9 protein-coding genes, 1 tRNA gene and 1 rRNA gene are annotated in these 17,222 nt (G+C 71.6%); 10 read left to right on the forward strand and 1 reads right to left on the reverse strand.

Annotation, left to right across the window (positions count from 1 at the left end; all coding sequences use genetic code 11):
• From rrf to ACFZCD_RS32420, 3 genes are all read left to right on the forward strand, one after another.
• A 5S ribosomal RNA gene (gene rrf / locus ACFZCD_RS32410) occupies positions 1-93 on the forward strand; the annotation flags it as partial.
• Positions 94-187: 94 nt separating this feature from the next.
• Positions 188-871, forward strand: coding sequence for a DegT/DnrJ/EryC1/StrS family aminotransferase (locus ACFZCD_RS32415; protein WP_391836640.1), 684 nt, complete (start codon positions 188-190; stop codon positions 869-871).
• Positions 872-945: 74 nt separating this feature from the next.
• Positions 946-1,021 (forward strand) — tRNA-Thr (locus ACFZCD_RS32420).
• Between the two features lie 56 nt (positions 1,022-1,077).
• Here the strand turns inward: ACFZCD_RS32420 and ACFZCD_RS32425 are convergent.
• Entirely contained in the window at positions 1,078-3,735 is a 2,658-nt protein-coding gene (locus tag ACFZCD_RS32425; RefSeq protein ID WP_391836641.1) for a SpoIIE family protein phosphatase, read from the reverse strand.
• A 214-nt stretch (positions 3,736-3,949) separates the two neighbouring features.
• On the opposite strand from ACFZCD_RS32425, the gene ACFZCD_RS32430 reads away from it, so the two are divergent.
• The 7 genes from ACFZCD_RS32430 to ACFZCD_RS32460 all read left to right on the forward strand — a co-directional run bounded on the left by ACFZCD_RS32430 (position 3,950) and on the right by ACFZCD_RS32460 (position 17,162).
• Complete coding sequence (locus ACFZCD_RS32430) at positions 3,950-9,466, forward strand: HAMP domain-containing protein (RefSeq protein ID WP_391836642.1); 5,517 nt, start codon at positions 3,950-3,952, stop codon at positions 9,464-9,466.
• Positions 9,467-9,721: 255 nt separating this feature from the next.
• Positions 9,722-10,408, forward strand: coding sequence for a two-component system response regulator (locus ACFZCD_RS32435; RefSeq protein ID WP_391836643.1), 687 nt, complete (start codon positions 9,722-9,724; stop codon positions 10,406-10,408).
• Between the two features lie 138 nt (positions 10,409-10,546).
• Positions 10,547-13,351: a DNA translocase FtsK gene (locus ACFZCD_RS32440; RefSeq protein ID WP_391836644.1), complete on the forward strand. Its 2,805-nt coding sequence runs from the start codon at positions 10,547-10,549 to the stop codon at positions 13,349-13,351.
• Between the two features lie 208 nt (positions 13,352-13,559).
• Positions 13,560-14,387 carry a helix-turn-helix domain-containing protein gene (locus ACFZCD_RS32445; protein ID WP_391836645.1) on the forward strand — a complete coding sequence of 276 codons (828 nt, stop codon included), beginning with the start codon at positions 13,560-13,562 and terminating at the stop codon, positions 14,385-14,387.
• Between the two features lie 128 nt (positions 14,388-14,515).
• Entirely contained in the window at positions 14,516-15,991 is a 1,476-nt protein-coding gene (rimO, locus tag ACFZCD_RS32450; RefSeq protein ID WP_391836646.1) for a 30S ribosomal protein S12 methylthiotransferase RimO, read from the forward strand.
• A complete protein-coding gene (gene pgsA, locus ACFZCD_RS32455) occupies positions 15,988-16,617 on the forward strand; it encodes a CDP-diacylglycerol--glycerol-3-phosphate 3-phosphatidyltransferase (RefSeq protein WP_391836647.1) in 630 nt (209 codons plus the stop codon). The genes rimO and pgsA overlap by 4 nt, the downstream gene beginning before the upstream one ends.
• Complete coding sequence (locus ACFZCD_RS32460) at positions 16,614-17,162, forward strand: CinA family protein (RefSeq protein ID WP_391836648.1); 549 nt, start codon at positions 16,614-16,616, stop codon at positions 17,160-17,162. The genes pgsA and ACFZCD_RS32460 overlap by 4 nt, the downstream gene beginning before the upstream one ends.
• Positions 17,163-17,222: the final 60 nt, after the last annotated feature.

The following is a 17,222-nucleotide window of genomic DNA, read 5'->3' on the forward strand; positions in this document are numbered from 1 at the left end:
ACGCCCGGTTACATTCCGAACCCGGAAGCTAAGCCTTTCAGCGCCGATGGTACTGCATGGGGGACCGTGTGGGAGAGTAGGACGCCGCCGAACAAATTTTAGAAAAGCTCCGGTAGCTGGACTTCTGTTCAGCTACCGGAGCTTTTTTATTTGCGCCCCGTTCACGTCCCGCGGAAACCCTCCCCTCATGGGGACTGTGGAAACGCTCGCGGCAGCCGGCATCGGTGCAGGTGACGAGGTCGTCGTGCCGTCGTACGCCACGGCGGACGCCGCCGAGGCCGTCCGCCGGGCCGGCGCCGTACCCGTGTTCGCGGACATCGATCCGGACAGCCTCTGCCTCGACCCGGCCTCCGTCGCGGCAGCCCTCACGCTCCGCACCGCCGCAGTGATGCTCGTTCACCTCTTCGGCCGCCGCGCCGACCTGGCCGGCCTGCGGGCCGTCGCCGCACGGCGCGGGCTGATCGTCGTCGAGTACGAGCCCCTGGCCCCCCACGACGAGAACGCCCGGAGGAGGCAGGCGAACGCCGCGTACCTCAACGCCCGGCTCAAGGGCGTCGTGACACCCGCCACGGGCCCCGGCATCGAGCACAGCTACCGCGCGTACGTCGTCCGCATCCCCGGCAACGGCCGGCCGGACCGGGACGCCTTCGCGCGGGCGCTGCGGGCCCGCGGCGTGTGCTGCCGCATCCCCGTACAGACCCCCGTCCACCGACTGCCCGCCTACCGGCGGGGGTTGTGGCTCGCCGAAACCGAGCGGGCCGCCGAACAGTGCCTGGCCCTGCCCGTGGACGCGGCACTCACCCCGCGGGAACTCCACCGCATCGTGGCCGTCTGCAATGCGCTCGGCGGGCTGGTGCCGGAAGCCGCCTGAACAGAAGCTCCCCGCCGGCCGCCCGCATGGTCAAAAGGGCGTACGAACATGGGGTATGCTTTATCTCGTTGCCGGCCCCAATAGCTCAGTCGGCAGAGCGTCTCCATGGTAAGGAGAAGGTCAACGGTTCGATTCCGTTTTGGGGCTCCATAAAAGAAGGCCCCCGCCAATTGGCGGGGGCCTTCTTCGTATTCACCCGCGGGCCCTCACGGCAGCTCCGGCACGCGCATCGCCAGGATCGCCATGTCGTCCGAGGCGGGTTCGGCGGCGAAGCGCTCGACCGCCCGCAGCACCCGTGCGGCCACAGCACCGGCCGTCAGCCCCGTACACGTCGTCAGCAGATCGGTGAGGCCGTCGTCGCCGAGCATGCGGGAGCCCTCGCGGCGCTCGGTGACGCCGTCCGTGACGCACAGCAGCACGTCGCCCGGGTCGAGGGTGACGGTCTGCTCGTACAGCTCCAGGTCCTCCATGACGCCCAGCAGCGGCTGAGGGTCGGCCGCGGACTCCACCGTGCCGTCCTGGCGCAGCCGCAGCGGGAGCGGGTGCCCGGCACAGACGACCTTGAGGACCGCGCTGCCGTCCTCCTGCGGCCACAGCTCGCCGTACAGCAGCGTCAGGAAGCGGCTGCGGGCGCCCTCGTCGAGGATGGCGGCGTTGAGGCGCTCCAGGACGGCGGGGCCGCCGTAGCCCTCGCGGGCGAGCAGGCGCAGGGCGTGCCGGGCGAGACCGGTGACCGCGGCGGCCTCCGGGCCCGTGCCGCAGACGTCGCCGATGGCGAAGCCGTAGGCGCCGTCGCGGATCGGGAAGAGGTCGTAGAAGTCGCCGCCGACCTCGTTGCCCTCGCCCGCGGCGCGGTAGATGACGTCGACCTCGACGCCGGGGACGTGCAGCAGCTCCGGCGGGAGGAGGCTGCGCTGGAGGGACTGGCTGATGGCGGTGCGCTCGCTGTAGAGGCGGGCGTTGTCGAGGGCGAGGGCCGCCCGGCGCGAGAGGTCCTCGGCGAGTTCGAGGATCTCCTGGCGGAAGTGGTCGTCGGTGGGCTTGCCGAGGGTGAGCATGCCGATGACGCGGTTGCGGGCCACGAGTGGCAGGACGACCGTTTCGCCGCCGACGGCGGCCGCGGTGGCGAGGGAGGTGCCGGGGGCGGCGGCCGGGTGGTCGGTGGAGTCGGCGAGGCCGAGGGCGCGCAGGGAGCCGCGCAGGGCCGAGGCGTGGGCGGCCTCCGAGGGGGCGGCCCAGATGCGGGCGCCGGGGGTGGGGACCGGGTCCGGCGGGGCGAGCTTGCCGAGGAGGGTCTTGAGGCCGTCGATGCGGTCCTCGTCCTCGTGCAGGACGTAGGAGAGCTCGGGCTCGGAGGCCGGGTCGGCGACGGTGTAGACGGCGCACCAGGTGGCCAGGGTGGGCACCGTCATCTGGGCCATGAGGGCGAGGGTCTGGTCGCGGTCGAGGGTGCCGGCGAGGAGGTCGGAGGCCTCGACGAGGAAGGACAGGGAGCCGCGGCGCAGGCGTTCGAGCTCGTTGAGGCGGGCGCGCTCGACGGCCAGGGCGATGCGGTCGGCGGCGAACTGGAGGCGGAGGGCCTCTTCGTTGCTGTAGCGGCCGGGGGCCTCGGCGGCGACGCCCAGGGAGCCCGTGAGGCGGCCCTCGACCTTGAGGGGGACGGTGACGACGGAGCGCATGCCGGTGTCGGCGAGGAGGGGCACGGCACCGGGGATGACGGCGAGGTCCTCGTGGACGGCGGGCATGCGGGCGGAGCCGTAGCGGCCGGTGCCGGCCTCGACGGGGACGCGGGCGAAGCGCTGGCGGGCGGACGGCAGGCCGGTGGAGGCCCGTACCTCCAGCTCGGTCTCGTCGTCGGTGGCCAGCAGGAGGTAGGCGGCGTCACCGTCGAGCATGTCGCGCGCGCGTTCGACGGTGCGCTGCAGGAGGCCGTCGAGGTCGTCGGGGGCGGGGGAGCCGATGAAGACCTCGAAAGGGTCGGCGGTGGCCCGGTCGGTGGTGCTGCTGTCGGGGGCGGGGGAGCGCTGCAGGCTCTGCAGGACGGCGCGCTCCTCCTCGCGCACCAGCAGGCAGACGGTGGAGGGGGCGCCCTCGTTGTCGCGGACGCGGAGGTGGGAGGCGTAGACGGGCGTGATGCGGCCGTCGGCGCCCCTTATGCCGTAGGAGCCCTCCCAGCGGGACAGGCGCAGGGCCTCGGCGATGCCGGTGGAGGTGCCGGGGGTGTGCGGCCAGGCGGCGAAGTCGGTGAGCGGCTTGCCGACGACCTGGTCGGCGCTGAAGCCGAAGAGGGAGTCCGCGTCGTCGTTCCAGGCGGTGATGGAGCCGGTGCGGTCGAGCTGGACGACGGCGACGCGGACGCGCGGGTCGGCCAGGGGGAGGGCCTCGGTGGGCAGGGCGGGGCCCGCGGAGCGGGTGCCCGCGGGGCGGTCGGGCAGGTCGAGCTGGAACCAGACCTGCTTGTGGGTGGGGGTGTACTCGACGCCCCAGCGGGTGGCCAGGGCGGCGCACAGCAGCAGGCCGCGGCCGCCCTCGCGGTCGACGCCGCCGATGCGGCGGGCGGAGCTCTGGAGGGGCACCTCGCGCTCGGGATAGCGGTCGGCGACCTCGACGCGGACGCCGGTGTCGGTGCGCATGCACAGGACGTCGGCGGCGGTGCCGGCGTGGACGACGGCGTTGGTGACGAGCTCGCTGGTCAGGACGACGGCGTCGTCGATGATGTCGGGGTGGCCCCAGCCCTGGAGGGTGTCCCGGACGAAGGCGCGGGCGGAGGCGACCGAGCGTCCGACCGGCTCGAAGGTGGCGGCAGCCCGCGCGGTGATCACAGGTCTCCTCGTCGTGTAGGTCTCGGCGATCTGCTCACCCATGTCGCAGCGCCCCTCCATTGCCCTGGCCGGATGCCAGGTTACTTACCTTCACCGCACGGGCGGAGGCCGGTGCGAGCTGATTCCACCTTCGGAGTGCCCGCGGACCGTGTGCGATGCTGCCGAACTGTTATGGCCTGGCCGGGCCGGGGTGAAACACTGGGAAAGATTGAAGTGGAAGCCCGACGAGGATGATCGACCCTGCGGGAGGGACACGGTGGAGTCTGGCGCGGAGGCGCGGGGCGTGAGCACGCGCGCGAAGGGCGGACGGTCCCGGGCCAATGGGACGACGGAAGTGGACACGGCGGCCTTGACCAGGCTGCTGACGGCCCTGTCCGCCATGCGCGACGGCAACTTCCGGAAGCGGCTGACGGTCTCCGGCGACGGGGTGATGGCCGAGATCGCCGCGGTCTTCAACGAGGTCGCGGACCGGAACCTGCAGCTGACGGGCGAGCTGGCGAGGGTCCGCCGGGTCGTGGGCCGTGAGGGGAAGCTCACGGAGCGGCTGGAGGTGGGGGCCTGCGAGGGCGCCTGGGCGGCTGCGATCGACGCATCGAACGCGCTGGTGGACGACCTGGTGCGGCCGGTGTCCGAGGTGGGCCGGGTGCTGTCGGCGGTGGCCGAGGGCGACCTGGAGCAGCGGATGGACCTGCGCTCGCAGGGGGCGGACGGTGCGGCGCACCCGCTGCGGGGCGAGTTCCTCAAGGTAGGGCGTACGGTCAACGGTCTCGTGGACCAGCTGTCGGCGTTCACCGACGAGGTGACGCGGGTGGCGAGCGAGGTCGGCACCGAGGGCAAGCTCGGTGGGCAGGCCCGGGTGCGCGGTATGTCGGGTTCGTGGAAGGATCTCACGGATTCCGTCAACACGATGGCGTCGCGGCTCACCGCTCAGGTGCGTGACATCGCTCTCGTGACGACGGCGGTCGCCAAGGGCGATCTCTCCCGGAAGGTCACGGTGCACGTGGCCGGGGAGATGCTGGAGCTGAAGAACACCGTCAACACGATGGTGGACCAGCTGTCGTCCTTCGCCTCCGAGGTCACGCGCGTCGCGCGCGAGGTCGGTACGGAGGGCGAGCTGGGCGGTCAGGCGCAGGTGCCAGGTGTGGCGGGCGTCTGGAAGGACCTGACCGACTCCGTCAACCTCATGGCGGGCAATCTGACCGCGCAGGTGCGGGGCATCGCGCAGGTCACCACGGCGGTGGCCAACGGCGACCTGTCGCAGAAGGTGACGGTCAGCGCGCGGGGCGAGATCGCCCAGCTGGCCGAGACGATCAACCAGATGACGGAGACGCTGCGCACGTTCGCCGACGAGGTGACGCGGGTGGCCAGCGAGGTCGGTGCCGAGGGCCGGCTGGGCGGTCAGGCGCAGGTGCCGGGCGCGGCGGGTACGTGGAAGGACCTCACCGATTCGGTGAACACGGCGTTCCGCAACGTCACGACGCAGGTGCGGGACATTGCCCAGGTGACGACCGCCGTGGCCAACGGCGACCTGGGTCAGAAGGTGACCGTGGACGTCTCCGGCGAGATGCTGGAGCTCAAGAACACGGTCAACACGATGGTCGACCAGCTCTCCGCCTTCGGTGCCGAAGTGACGCGCGTGGCGCGGGAGATCGGTGTCGAGGGCGAGCTCGGCGGGCAGGCCGCGGTGCCCGGTGCGGCGGGTACGTGGAAGGACCTCACGGATTCCGTGAACACCGCCTTCCGCAACCTCACGGGGCAGGTCCGCAACATCGCCCAGGTGACCACGGCGGTGGCCAACGGCGACCTCTCGCAGAAGGTGACGGTCGACGTCTCCGGCGAGATGCTGCAGCTGAAGAACACCGTGAACACCATGGTCGACCAGCTGTCGTCGTTCGCCGACCAGGTGACGCGCATGGCGCGGGACGTGGGCACGGAGGGCCGGCTGGGCGGTCAGGCCCGGGTGGACGGGGTCAGCGGCACCTGGAAGGAGCTGACCGACTCGGTCAACTTCATGGCGGGGAACCTCACCTCGCAGGTGCGGCAGATCGCCCAGGTCACCACGGCCGTGGCGCGCGGCGACCTCTCCCAGAAGATCGACGTGGACGCGCGCGGCGAGATCCTGGAGCTGAAGAACACCATCAACACGATGGTCGACCAGCTCTCCGCCTTCGCGGAGCAGGTGACGCGGGTGGCCCGCGAGGTGGGTACGGACGGCCGGCTGGGCGGTCAGGCGCAGGTGCCCGGCGTGGCCGGCGTGTGGCGGGACCTCACGGACTCCGTCAACGGCATGGCGGGCAATCTGACGGCGCAGGTCCGCAACATCGCGCAGGTCGCGACGGCCGTCGCGCGTGGTGATCTGTCGCAGAAGATCGACGTGGACGCCCGGGGCGAGATCCTGGAGCTGAAGAACACCCTCAACACGATGGTGGACCAGCTGTCGTCGTTCGCCGAGCAGGTCACGCGGGTGGCGCGGGAGGTCGGCACCGAGGGCATCCTGGGCGGCCAGGCCGAGGTCCAGGGGGTGTCCGGCACCTGGAAGGACCTCACCCAGTCGGTCAACTTCATGGCCAACAACCTGACGTCGCAGGTGCGCAACATCGCCGAGGTGACCACGGCGGTCGCCAAGGGCGACCTGTCGAAGAAGATCACCGTCGACGCGAAGGGCGAGATCCTCGAACTGGTCACCACCGTCAACACGATGGTGGACCAGCTCTCGGACTTCGCCGAGCAGGTGACGCGGGTGGCCCGGGAGGTGGGCACCGAGGGCCAGCTGGGCGGTCAGGCGCGGGTGCGGGACGTCACCGGCATCTGGAAGGACCTCAGCGACAACGTCAACCTGATGGCCAACAACCTCACCAGCCAGGTGCGGAACATCTCGCAGGTCGCGGCGGCGGTCGCCAACGGCGACCTGACCAAGAAGGTGACGGTCGAGGCGCGCGGCGAGGTCGCGCAGCTGGCCGACACGGTCAACACCATGGTGACGACGCTGTCGTCCTTCGCGGACGAGGTCACGCGCGTGGCCCGCGAGGTGGGCACGGACGGCATCCTGGGCGGGCAGGCCCGCGTGCCGGGCGTGAGCGGCACGTGGAAGGACCTCACGGAGTCCGTGAACGCCATGGCCTCCAACCTGACCGGCCAGGTCCGCAACATCGCGATGGTCACCACGGCCATCGCGCAGGGCGATCTCACCAAGAAGATCGACATCGATGCGCGCGGTGAGATCCTCCAGCTCAAGACGACCATCAACACGATGGTCGACCAGCTGTCGTCGTTCGCCGAGCAGGTGACGCGGGTGGCCCGCGAAGTGGGCACCGAGGGCCAGCTGGGCGGCCAGGCGCGGGTGCGCGACGTGGACGGCACGTGGCGCGACCTGACCGAGTCGGTCAACGAGATGGCCGGGAACCTGACCCGTCAGGTGCGGGCCATCGCCGAGGTCGCGACCGCGGTGACCCGCGGCGACCTCAACCTCAAGATCGACGTGGATGCGGCCGGCGAGATCCTGGAGCTCCAGGACAACATCAACACGATGATCGCCAACCTCCGCGAGACCACCCTGGCCAACAAGGAGCAGGACTGGCTCAAGGGCAACGTCGCCCGGATCTCCGGCCTCCTGCAGGGCCGCCGGGACCTGGACGACGTCGCCGGGCTGATCATGAGCGAGCTGACGCCGGTGGTCTCCGCCCAGCACGGCGCGTTCTTCCTGGCGATGCCGACGGGATCGCCGGGCGGGCAGGGCGCGGAGGACGACGAGGACGCGTACGAGCTGCGGATGCTCGGCTCGTACGGCTACTCGATGGGCTCCATGCCCACCTCCTTCCGGCCGGGCGAGACGCTCATCGGCACGGCCGCCAAGGAGAAGCGCACGATCTTGGTGGAGAACGTGCCGCCGGGCTACCTGAAGATCGCCTCCGGTCTGGGCGAGGCGCCGCCGGCCCACGTCATCGTGCTGCCGGTGCTCTTCGAGGGCCAGGTGCTGGGAGTGATCGAGCTGGCCTCGTTCCAGCCGTTCGCCCAGATCCAGAAGGACTTCCTCAACCAGATCGCCGAGATGATCGGCACGAGCGTCAACACGATCAGCGTCAACACCAAGACGGAGATGCTGCTCAAGCAGTCCCAGGAGCTGACGGAGCAGCTGCGCGAGCGGTCGGCGGAGCTGGAGAACCGGCAGAAGGCGCTGGAGATCTCCAACGCCGAGCTGGAGGAGAAGTCCGAGCGGCTGGCCCGGCAGAACCGCGACATCGAGGTGAAGAACACCGAGATCGAGGAGGCCCGGCAGGTGCTGGAGGAGCGCGCCGAGCAGCTCGCCGTCTCCATGCGCTACAAGTCCGAGTTCCTCGCCAACATGTCGCACGAGCTGCGCACCCCGCTCAACTCGCTGCTCATCCTCGCGAAGCTGCTCGCCGACAACGCGGACGGCAACCTCTCGCCGAAGCAGGTGGAGTTCGCCGAGACCATCCACGGGGCGGGCTCGGACCTGCTGCAGCTGATCAACGACATCCTGGACCTGTCGAAGGTCGAGGCGGGCAAGATGGACGTGAGCCCGACCCGCATCGCGCTCGTCCAGCTCGTGGACTATGTGGAGGCCACGTTCCGGCCGCTGACGGCGGAGAAGGGCCTGGACTTCTCCGTACGGGTCTCGCCCGAGCTGCCGGCCACGCTGCACACCGACGAGCAGCGGCTGCTGCAGGTGCTGCGCAACCTCCTGTCGAACGCGGTCAAGTTCACGGACACCGGCGCGGTGGAGCTGGTCATCCGGCCCGCCGGCGGGGACGTCCCGGACACCATCCGCGAGCAGCTCCTGGAGGCCGGTTCGCTGCGCGACCCGGACGGCGAGGTGATCGCCTTCTCGGTCACCGACACCGGCATCGGCATCGCGGCAAGCAAGATGCGGGTCATCTTCGAGGCGTTCAAGCAGGCCGACGGGACGACCAGCCGCAAGTACGGCGGCACGGGCCTGGGGCTGTCGATCAGCCGGGAGATCGCCCGGCTCCTCGGTGGCGAGATCCACGCCGCGAGCGAGCCCGGCCGCGGCTCCACCTTCACCCTCTACCTCCCGCTCAACGCGGGGGAGCTGCCGCCCCAGGGCTATCCGCAGCTCGCACCGGGCACCCGGCCCGAGCCGGGCGGTGCCGAGCTCGCGGGCGGGTCCGAGGACGTCTCGGCGGTGGAGGCGGGCCTGCCGGGCGCCGGCCCGGAGGCGACCGCGCGCGGGGCGGCCGGGCTGCTCCTGCGGCGCCAGCGGGCCGCACAGGCGGCCGCGCAGTGGCCCGCCCCGGCCGCTCCGGCGGACCGGGCCCCGGCGGCCCCGCAGGGCGGCGAGTCATGGCCAACGGAGCCCTACGGTGACGCAGAGCAACCGACGGCCAAGGGCTTCGGCTCCGGGTTCGGCGGGGGCTTCCACGGCGAGAAGGTGCTGATCGTCGACGACGACATCCGCAATGTGTTCGCCCTCACGAGCGTCCTGGAGCAGCACGGGCTGTCGGTGCTCTACGCGGAGAACGGGCGCGAGGGGATCGAGGTCCTGGAGCAGCACGACGACGTCGTGGTGGTCCTGATGGACATCATGATGCCGGAGATGGACGGCTATGCCACGACGGCGGCCATCCGCAGGATGCCGCAGTTCGCGGGCCTGCCCATCATCGCGCTGACCGCCAAGGCGATGAAGGGCGACCGGGAGAAGAGCCTCGACGCGGGGGCGTCCGACTACGTCACCAAGCCGGTCGACACCGACCATCTGCTCACGGTGATGGAGCAATGGATGCGCGCCGAGTGACGGAGGGCCGGGCGGCTCGTACGGGCCGCCCGGCACGCTGCTGACGGAGTGTGCGCGAGGACGTGTGGGGACCGGCAATCCGGGGAACCTTCTGGTCCCCCACTACGTTTCTGCTACGTGCACAGTGACATCGCGGTGACAGGGTGTGGCGACCGGCGGGGTGCGGCTACCATGACCGGCACAAGGACGGGCGGCGCAAGGGAGTCGTCCCCTGGGGCGGCGCCCGGTGCACTGCCGGGGCGAGGAGGACGGGCCATGGTGCAGAAGGCCAAGATCCTCCTGGTCGATGACCGGCCGGAAAATCTGCTGGCGCTGGAGGCGATCCTCTCAGCGCTCGATCAGACACTGGTACGGGCATCGTCAGGGGAGGAAGCGCTCAAGGCGCTGCTGACGGACGATTTCGCGGTGATCCTGCTGGACGTCCAGATGCCTGGCATGGACGGTTTCGAGACCGCGGCGCACATCAAGCGGCGGGAGCGGACGCGGGACATCCCGATCATCTTCCTGACCGCCATCAACCACGGCCCGCACCACACCTTCCGCGGTTACGCGGCGGGTGCGGTGGACTACATCTCCAAGCCCTTCGACCCGTGGGTGCTGCGCGCCAAGGTCTCGGTCTTCGTCGAGCTGTACATGAAGAACTGCCAGCTGCGCGAGCAGGCCGCCCTGCTGCGGCTGCAGCTGGAGAACGGCCAGCCGGGGCGTACGGGCGCGGCTGCGGCCCAGGAGCCGGCGGGGCTGCTCGCGGAGCTGTCGGCCCGGCTCGCCGCCGTCGAGGAGCAGGCCGAGGCGCTGACCAAGCAGCTCGACGAGTCCGCCGATGCCGCGGCCGTCGCCACCGCCGCCCACCTCGAGCGCAAACTCACGGGGCTGCGGCGGGCGCTGGACGCCCTGGAGCCCGGGGCCGGCAGCGGCGCGAGCCCGCTGCCCGCTTCCAGCTGACGCCGCCCCGGGCACAGCGGTCCCTTCGGCGCCCGGTCTTGACGCCGCGTCACCCTTGAAAACACGGGGCCACGACACGAACGGGTGAACGCCGGGGCGCGGGTGTCCCTCGCGCCCGGCAACGGTAATCTCGGCACCATGGCCTCACGTACGTCCGGCAAGGGTTCCCAGAGCGCGGCGGGCACCTCGAAGCAGCGTGCCGGGCGCTCGGGGAGCGCGGCCAAGAATTCCCAGCCCAGGCCCGCCGGCCGGGCCCCCGCGAAGAAGGCGCCGCCCCGCAAGCCGCCCGCCAAGAAGGCCGCGGCCAAGCGGGCTCCCCAGCGTGCGCCCGCTCCGCCCGGCGGCATCCGCCGCGTGGGGCGGGGCGTGGCGCACGGCGTGGGCGCGCTGTTCCGCGGCGTCGGCCGAGGTGCGCGGGGCCTCGATCCGGCCCACCGCAAGGACGGCCTCGCGCTGCTCCTGCTGGGCCTCGCCCTCATCGTGGCCGCGGGCACCTGGTCCAGCCTGGAGGGCCCCGTCGGCGATCTGGTGACCATGCTGGTCACCGGCGCGTTCGGGCGGCTCGACCTCGTGGTGCCGATACTGCTCGGCATCATCGCGATCCGGCTCTTCCGCCACCCCGAGCGTCCCGAGGCCAACGGGCGGATCGTCATCGGCCTGTCCGCGCTGGTCGTCGGCGTCCTCGGGCAGGTCCACGTGGCCTGCGGCTCCCCGGGCCGCGGCGACGGCTCGCAGGCCCTGCAGGACGCGGGCGGGCTGATCGGCTGGGCCGCGTCCAAGCCCCTGGTCTTCACGGTCGGCGAGGTCCTCGCCGTGCCGCTGCTGGTGCTGCTCACGGTCTTCGGCCTGCTGGTCGTCACGGCCACTCCGGTCAACGCCATCCCGCGCCGTCTGCGGCAGCTCGGCATACGTCTCGGCGTGATCGAGCCCCTCCCGGGCGAGTACGAGGCGGAGGACGCCGACGGCTACGCGGCGGACTACGCCGACGACTGGCGCGAGGCGCCGCCCGCGCGCCCCCGCCGCGCTGCCGCGCGACGAGCCGCAGGCGACGCCCCCGGGCCGGACCAGGCCGAGGAGGAGGCGCTCAGCAAGCGGCGCAAGGCGCGCCGGCCGGCCGGGCAGCCCGTGGAGCCCCCGTCCGGGCGCGAGCCCGACGCGGTCGACATGGCGGCCGCGGCCGCCGCCGCGCTCGACGGGGCCGTGCTGCACGGCGTGCCGCCCACCCCGCTCGTCGCCGGCCTCAGCAGCGGCATCGGTCACGAGACCGGGCAGCCGGGCCCCGTGCCGGGCGCACGGGGCGGCGCCCGGGAGGCGGGCTCCGCGCCGGACCGCACCAGGGGCGCCGCCGACCGGACGAAGGGCGTCCCGGACCTCACCAAGGGCGTTCCGGACCTCACCAAGCCCGCGCCCGCCGCCGAGGCGGGCTCCGGCCTGCCCGCGCGCGCGGAGCAGCTCCAGCTCTCGGGCGACATCACCTACGCGCTGCCCACGCTCGACCTGCTGGAGCGGGGCGGCCCGGGCAAGGCGCGCAGCGCCGCCAACGACGCCATAGTGGCGGCGCTGACCAACGTCTTCACCGAGTTCAAGGTCGACGCCGCCGTCACCGGCTTCACCCGCGGCCCGACGGTCACGCGCTACGAGGTGGAGCTGGGCCCGGCCGTCAAGGTCGAGCGCATCACGGCCCTCGCCAAGAACATCGCCTACGCCGTCGCCAGCCCGGACGTGCGCATCATCTCCCCGATCCCCGGCAAGTCCGCCGTGGGCATCGAGATCCCGAACACCGACCGGGAGATGGTCAACCTCGGGGACGTGCTCCGCCTGGCGGACGCCGCGGGCGACGACCACCCGATGCTCGTCGCGCTCGGCAAGGACGTCGAGGGCGGCTACGTGATGGCCAACCTGACGAAGATGCCGCACATCCTCGTCGCCGGTGCCACGGGCTCCGGCAAGTCCTCCTGCATCAACTGCCTCATCACGTCGCTGATGGTGCGGGCCACGCCCGACGACGTCCGCATGGTGCTCGTCGACCCCAAGCGCGTGGAGCTGACCGCCTACGAGGGCATCCCGCACCTCATCACCCCGATCATCACCAACCCCAAGCGCGCGGCCGAGGCCCTGCAGTGGGTCGTCCGCGAGATGGACCTGCGCTACGACGACCTGGCGGCCTTCGGCTTCCGGCACATCGACGACTTCAACGCGGCCGTGCGGGCGGGCAAGATCACTCCTCCGGAGGGCAGCGGACGCGAGCTCGCCCCGTACCCCTATCTGCTGGTCATTGTCGACGAGCTGGCGGACCTGATGATGGTCGCCCCGCGGGACGTCGAGGACTCGATCGTGCGCATCACCCAGCTCGCGCGCGCCGCCGGCATCCACCTCGTCCTGGCCACCCAGCGTCCGTCGGTCGACGTGGTCACCGGTCTGATCAAGGCGAACGTGCCGTCCCGGCTCGCCTTCGCCACCTCCTCGCTGGCCGACAGCCGCGTCATTCTCGACCAGCCGGGCGCCGAGAAGCTGATCGGCAAGGGCGACGGCCTCTTCCTGCCCATGGGCGCGGGCAAGCCCGTCCGGATGCAGGGCGCCTTCGTCACGGAGGCCGAGGTCGCGGCCGTCGTGCAGCACTGCAAGGACCAGATGGCGCCGGTCTTCCGGGACGACGTCACGGTGGGCACGGCCAAGAAGAAGGAGATCGACGAGGACATCGGCGACGACCTCGACCTGCTGTGCCAGGCCGCGGAGCTGGTCGTCTCCACCCAGTTCGGGTCGACCTCGATGCTGCAGCGCAAATTGCGTGTGGGATTCGCGAAGGCGGGCAGACTCATGGACCTGATGGAGTCGCGGGGCATCGTGGGCCCGAGCGAGGGCTCCAAAGCCCGCGACGTCCTCGTCAAGCCCGATGAGCTGGATGCGGTGCTCGCGGTGATCCGCGGGGACGGCGGGGCCTGACGAGGCCTGACGGGGTCGCAGTTTCCTGCCCAACCGTTTCTCTCGGCGGCGTGTCGAGTTGAGAAAGGGGGGCGATCCGATGTCCCACCGTCGGCGCCGCAGAATCATCTGATGGCGTACAAAGTCCGGCTTCCGGCTTGCCCGCGGCTTTCGCATCCCCCCTAGACTGAACTCCCAGCAGGTGGCTACACGCTCGAAAGGCGCCCACGTGTCCATCGGCAACTCCTCCGCAGACGGCGGGAACACCCCCGCAGACGACCGGCCGTCGATCGGCCGGATCCTCCAGCAGGCCCGTATCAGCGCCGGACTGACCGTCGACGAGGTCAGTTCCACCACCCGAGTACGCATCCCGATCCTGCACGCGATCGAGCAGGACGACTTCTCCCGCTGCGGCGGGGACGTCTACGCACGTGGGCACATCCGCACGCTGGCGGCCACCGTCGGCGTGGATCCGGCCGAGCTGGTCGCGCGCTACGACGCCGAGCGCGGCGGGCGCCCCGCGCCGACCCCCGCGGCCCCGCTCTTCGACGCCGAGCGCATCCGCCCCGAGCCCCGCCGGCCCAACTGGACGGCGGCGATGGTCGCCGCGATCGTGGCCGTCGTCGGCTTCGTCGGCTTCACGCTCTTCAACGGCGGCGCCCAGACGTCCAACGGTTCCGTCGCCGCCGACTCGCCCTCGGCCAAGCCGCCCGCCTCGCCGAGCAGGAAGCTGCCGTCGGGCAAGCCGGCCGACCCCAAGCGCGAGCCCTCCGGCGCCATCGCCGGCGTCCCCGCCAACAAGGTCACGGTCAAGCTCGCCGCCGAGAACGGCCAGACCTGGATGTCCGCCAAGGACCACAACGGCCGGCTGCTGGAGGAGGGCGTCCTCAGGCAGGGCGATGCCAAGACCTTCACCGACCCCAGCAGGATCGATCTCGTCCTGGGCAACGCCGGAGCCGTTCGGCTGTTCGTGAACGGCAAGGAGGTCAAGAACGTCGGCGACAACGGCCAGGTCCAGCGCCTCAGCTACACCAAGGGCGACCCCGTGGCGGGCTGACCTGCACCGGAGGGCGGCCGGCGGTGGCAGTGGGACACCCCGCCGGGTGACCGTTCTCTCGTGCCGTTCCGGTGCCGCCGGGACACTCGGCAGCGGATGAGGCTCCGGGACAAAGTAGGCTGAGCCCTATGCCCGAACGCCGTACCGTCGCTCTTGTCACACTTGGCTGCGCCCGTAACGAGGTGGACTCGGAGGAGCTGGCAGGCCGCTTGGCGGCGGATGGCTGGGACCTCGTGGAGGACGCCGCCGACGCCGATGTGGCCGTCGTCAACACCTGTGGCTTCGTCGAGGCCGCGAAGAAGGACTCCGTCGACGCCCTGCTGGAGGCCAACGACCTCAAGGATCACGGCCGGACCCAGGCCGTGGTCGCCGTCGGCTGCATGGCCGAGCGGTACGGCAAGGAGCTCGCCGAGGCCCTGCCCGAGGCCGACGGCGTGCTCGGCTTCGACGACTACGCCGACATCTCCGACCGGCTCCAGACCATCCTCTCGGGCGGCGTCCACGCCTCCCACACCCCGCGCGACCGCCGCAAGCTGCTGCCGATCAGCCCCGCGGAGCGGCAGAGAGCGGACGTCGCCCTGCCGGGCCACGCCCAGGACACCCCGCCCGCCGACCTGCCCGAGGGCGTCGCCCCGGCCTCCGGGCCGCGCGCGCCGCTGCGCCGCCGGCTGGAGTCCAGCCCCGTCGCGTCCGTGAAGCTCGCCTCCGGCTGCGACCGGCGCTGCTCCTTCTGCGCCATCCCGTCCTTCCGCGGCTCCTTCATCTCCCGCCGCCCCTCCGACGTGCTCGGCGAGACGCGCTGGCTCGCGGAGCAGGGCGTCAAGGAGATCATGCTGGTCTCCGAGAACAACACCTCCTACGGCAAGGACCTCGGCGACATCCGCCTGCTGGAGACGCTGCTGCCCGAGCTGGCGGCCGTCGACGGCGTGGAGCGCATCCGGGTCAGCTACCTGCAGCCCGCGGAGATGCGCCCGGGCCTCATCGACGTGCTGACCTCCACCGAGAAGATCGCGCCCTACTTCGACCTGTCCTTCCAGCACTCCGCCCCCGGGGTGCTGCGCGCCATGCGCCGCTTCGGCGACACCGACCGCTTCCTGGAGCTGCTCGAGGCGATCCGCGCCAAGGCCCCCCAGGCCGGCGCCCGCTCCAACTTCATCGTCGGCTTCCCCGGCGAGACCGAGGACGACGTCGCTGAGCTGGAACGTTTCCTGACCGGGGCCCGCCTGGACGCCATCGGCGTCTTCGGCTACTCCGACGAGGACGGCACCGAAGCGGCCACGTACGAGAACAAGGTCGACCCCGAGATCGTCGCCGAGCGCCTCGCGCGCATCTCCCGCCTCGCCGAGGAGCTGACCGCGCAGCGCGCCGAGGAGCGGATCGGAGAGACCATTGAGGTGATGGTCGACCGCGTGGACGAGGAGGACGGCGTCGTCGGCCGGGCCGCCCACCAGGCGCCCGAGACCGACGGGCAGGTCCTGCTCGGCACCGGCCCGGACCTCGTCCCCGGCCGCATGGTCACGGCCAAGGTCGTGGCGAGCGAGGGCGTCGACCTGATCGCCGAACCGCTCGGCGACGGAGGGTGTACCGAGGAGGCGGGCAGATGACCGGAGTCCCGGCCTCCGCCACCGGAGGCCATGCCCCGGCGGCAGCCGTACGGCCGGCCGGGCTGTGGAACATCGCCAATATCCTCACCATGGTGCGGCTGCTGCTCGTGCCCGGGTTCGTCCTGCTGATGCTCCACAACGGCGGCTACGACCCGGCCTGGCGCTCCTTCGCCTGGGCGGCCTTCGCCGTCGCGATGATCACCGATCTGTTCGACGGCCATCTGGCCCGGACGTACAACCTGGTCACGGACTTCGGCAAGATCGCCGACCCGATCGCCGACAAGGCGATCATGGGTGCGGCGCTGATCTGCCTGTCGGCGCTGGACGACCTGCCCTGGTGGGTCACCGGCGTGATCCTCTTCCGCGAGATCGGCATCACCCTGATGCGGTTCTGGGTGATCAGACACGGTGTCATCCCGGCCAGCCGCGGCGGCAAGATGAAGACCCTCGCCCAGGGGGTCGCCGTGGGCATGTACATCCTCGCGCTGACGGGGCTGCTGGCAACGGCCCGCTTCTGGGTGATGGCGGTGGCGGTGGTGCTGACGGTGGCCACGGGGCTCGACTACGTGCGCCAGGCCGTCGTCCTGCGGCGGGCCGGACGGGCCGCGGGGGACGCGGGACGATGAGTGCGGCGAGCGACGCGTGCGCCCCGGTGGCCTCGGCGCTGCTGGCCGCCCTGGTGGAGCGCGGTGAGACCGTGGCCGCCGCCGAGTCGCTCACCGGGGGCCTGGTCGCGGCCGAGCTGACCGCGGCGCCGGGCGCCTCCCGCTCGGTGCGCGGTTCGGTCACCGCCTACGCCACGGAGGTCAAGGCCGCGGTGCTCGGCGTCGACGAGGACCTGCTCGACGGGCGCGGCGCCGTCGACGGCGACGTGGCCCGGCAGATGGCCTGCGGCGTGCGTGCGCTGCTGGGCGCCGACTGGGGGCTCGCCACGACCGGTGTCGCCGGCCCCGAGACCCAGGACGGCAAGCCCGTGGGGACGGTCTTCGTGGCCGCCGCGGGGCCGGACGGCCGTACGCGGGTGCGGGAGCTGTCGCTCGACGGGGACCGCTCGCGGATCCGGTCGGAAAGCGTCCGGTCGGTGCTGGAACTGCTGCTGAACGAACTGACGGAAAACGTGGGCGCAAAGGATACGGAACACAACGGGGGGAATGGATGTTTGCAGCCCTGAGTGAACACGACATAGCTCCCCGCACGGCCGGAGCCCGAGGCGGTACGGTGGGGCGTGAAG

Origin of the sequence: Streptomyces sp. NPDC008001 (genome assembly GCF_042958085.1) — a bacterium.
In the GTDB taxonomy this organism is placed as follows: domain Bacteria; phylum Actinomycetota; class Actinomycetes; order Streptomycetales; family Streptomycetaceae; genus Streptomyces.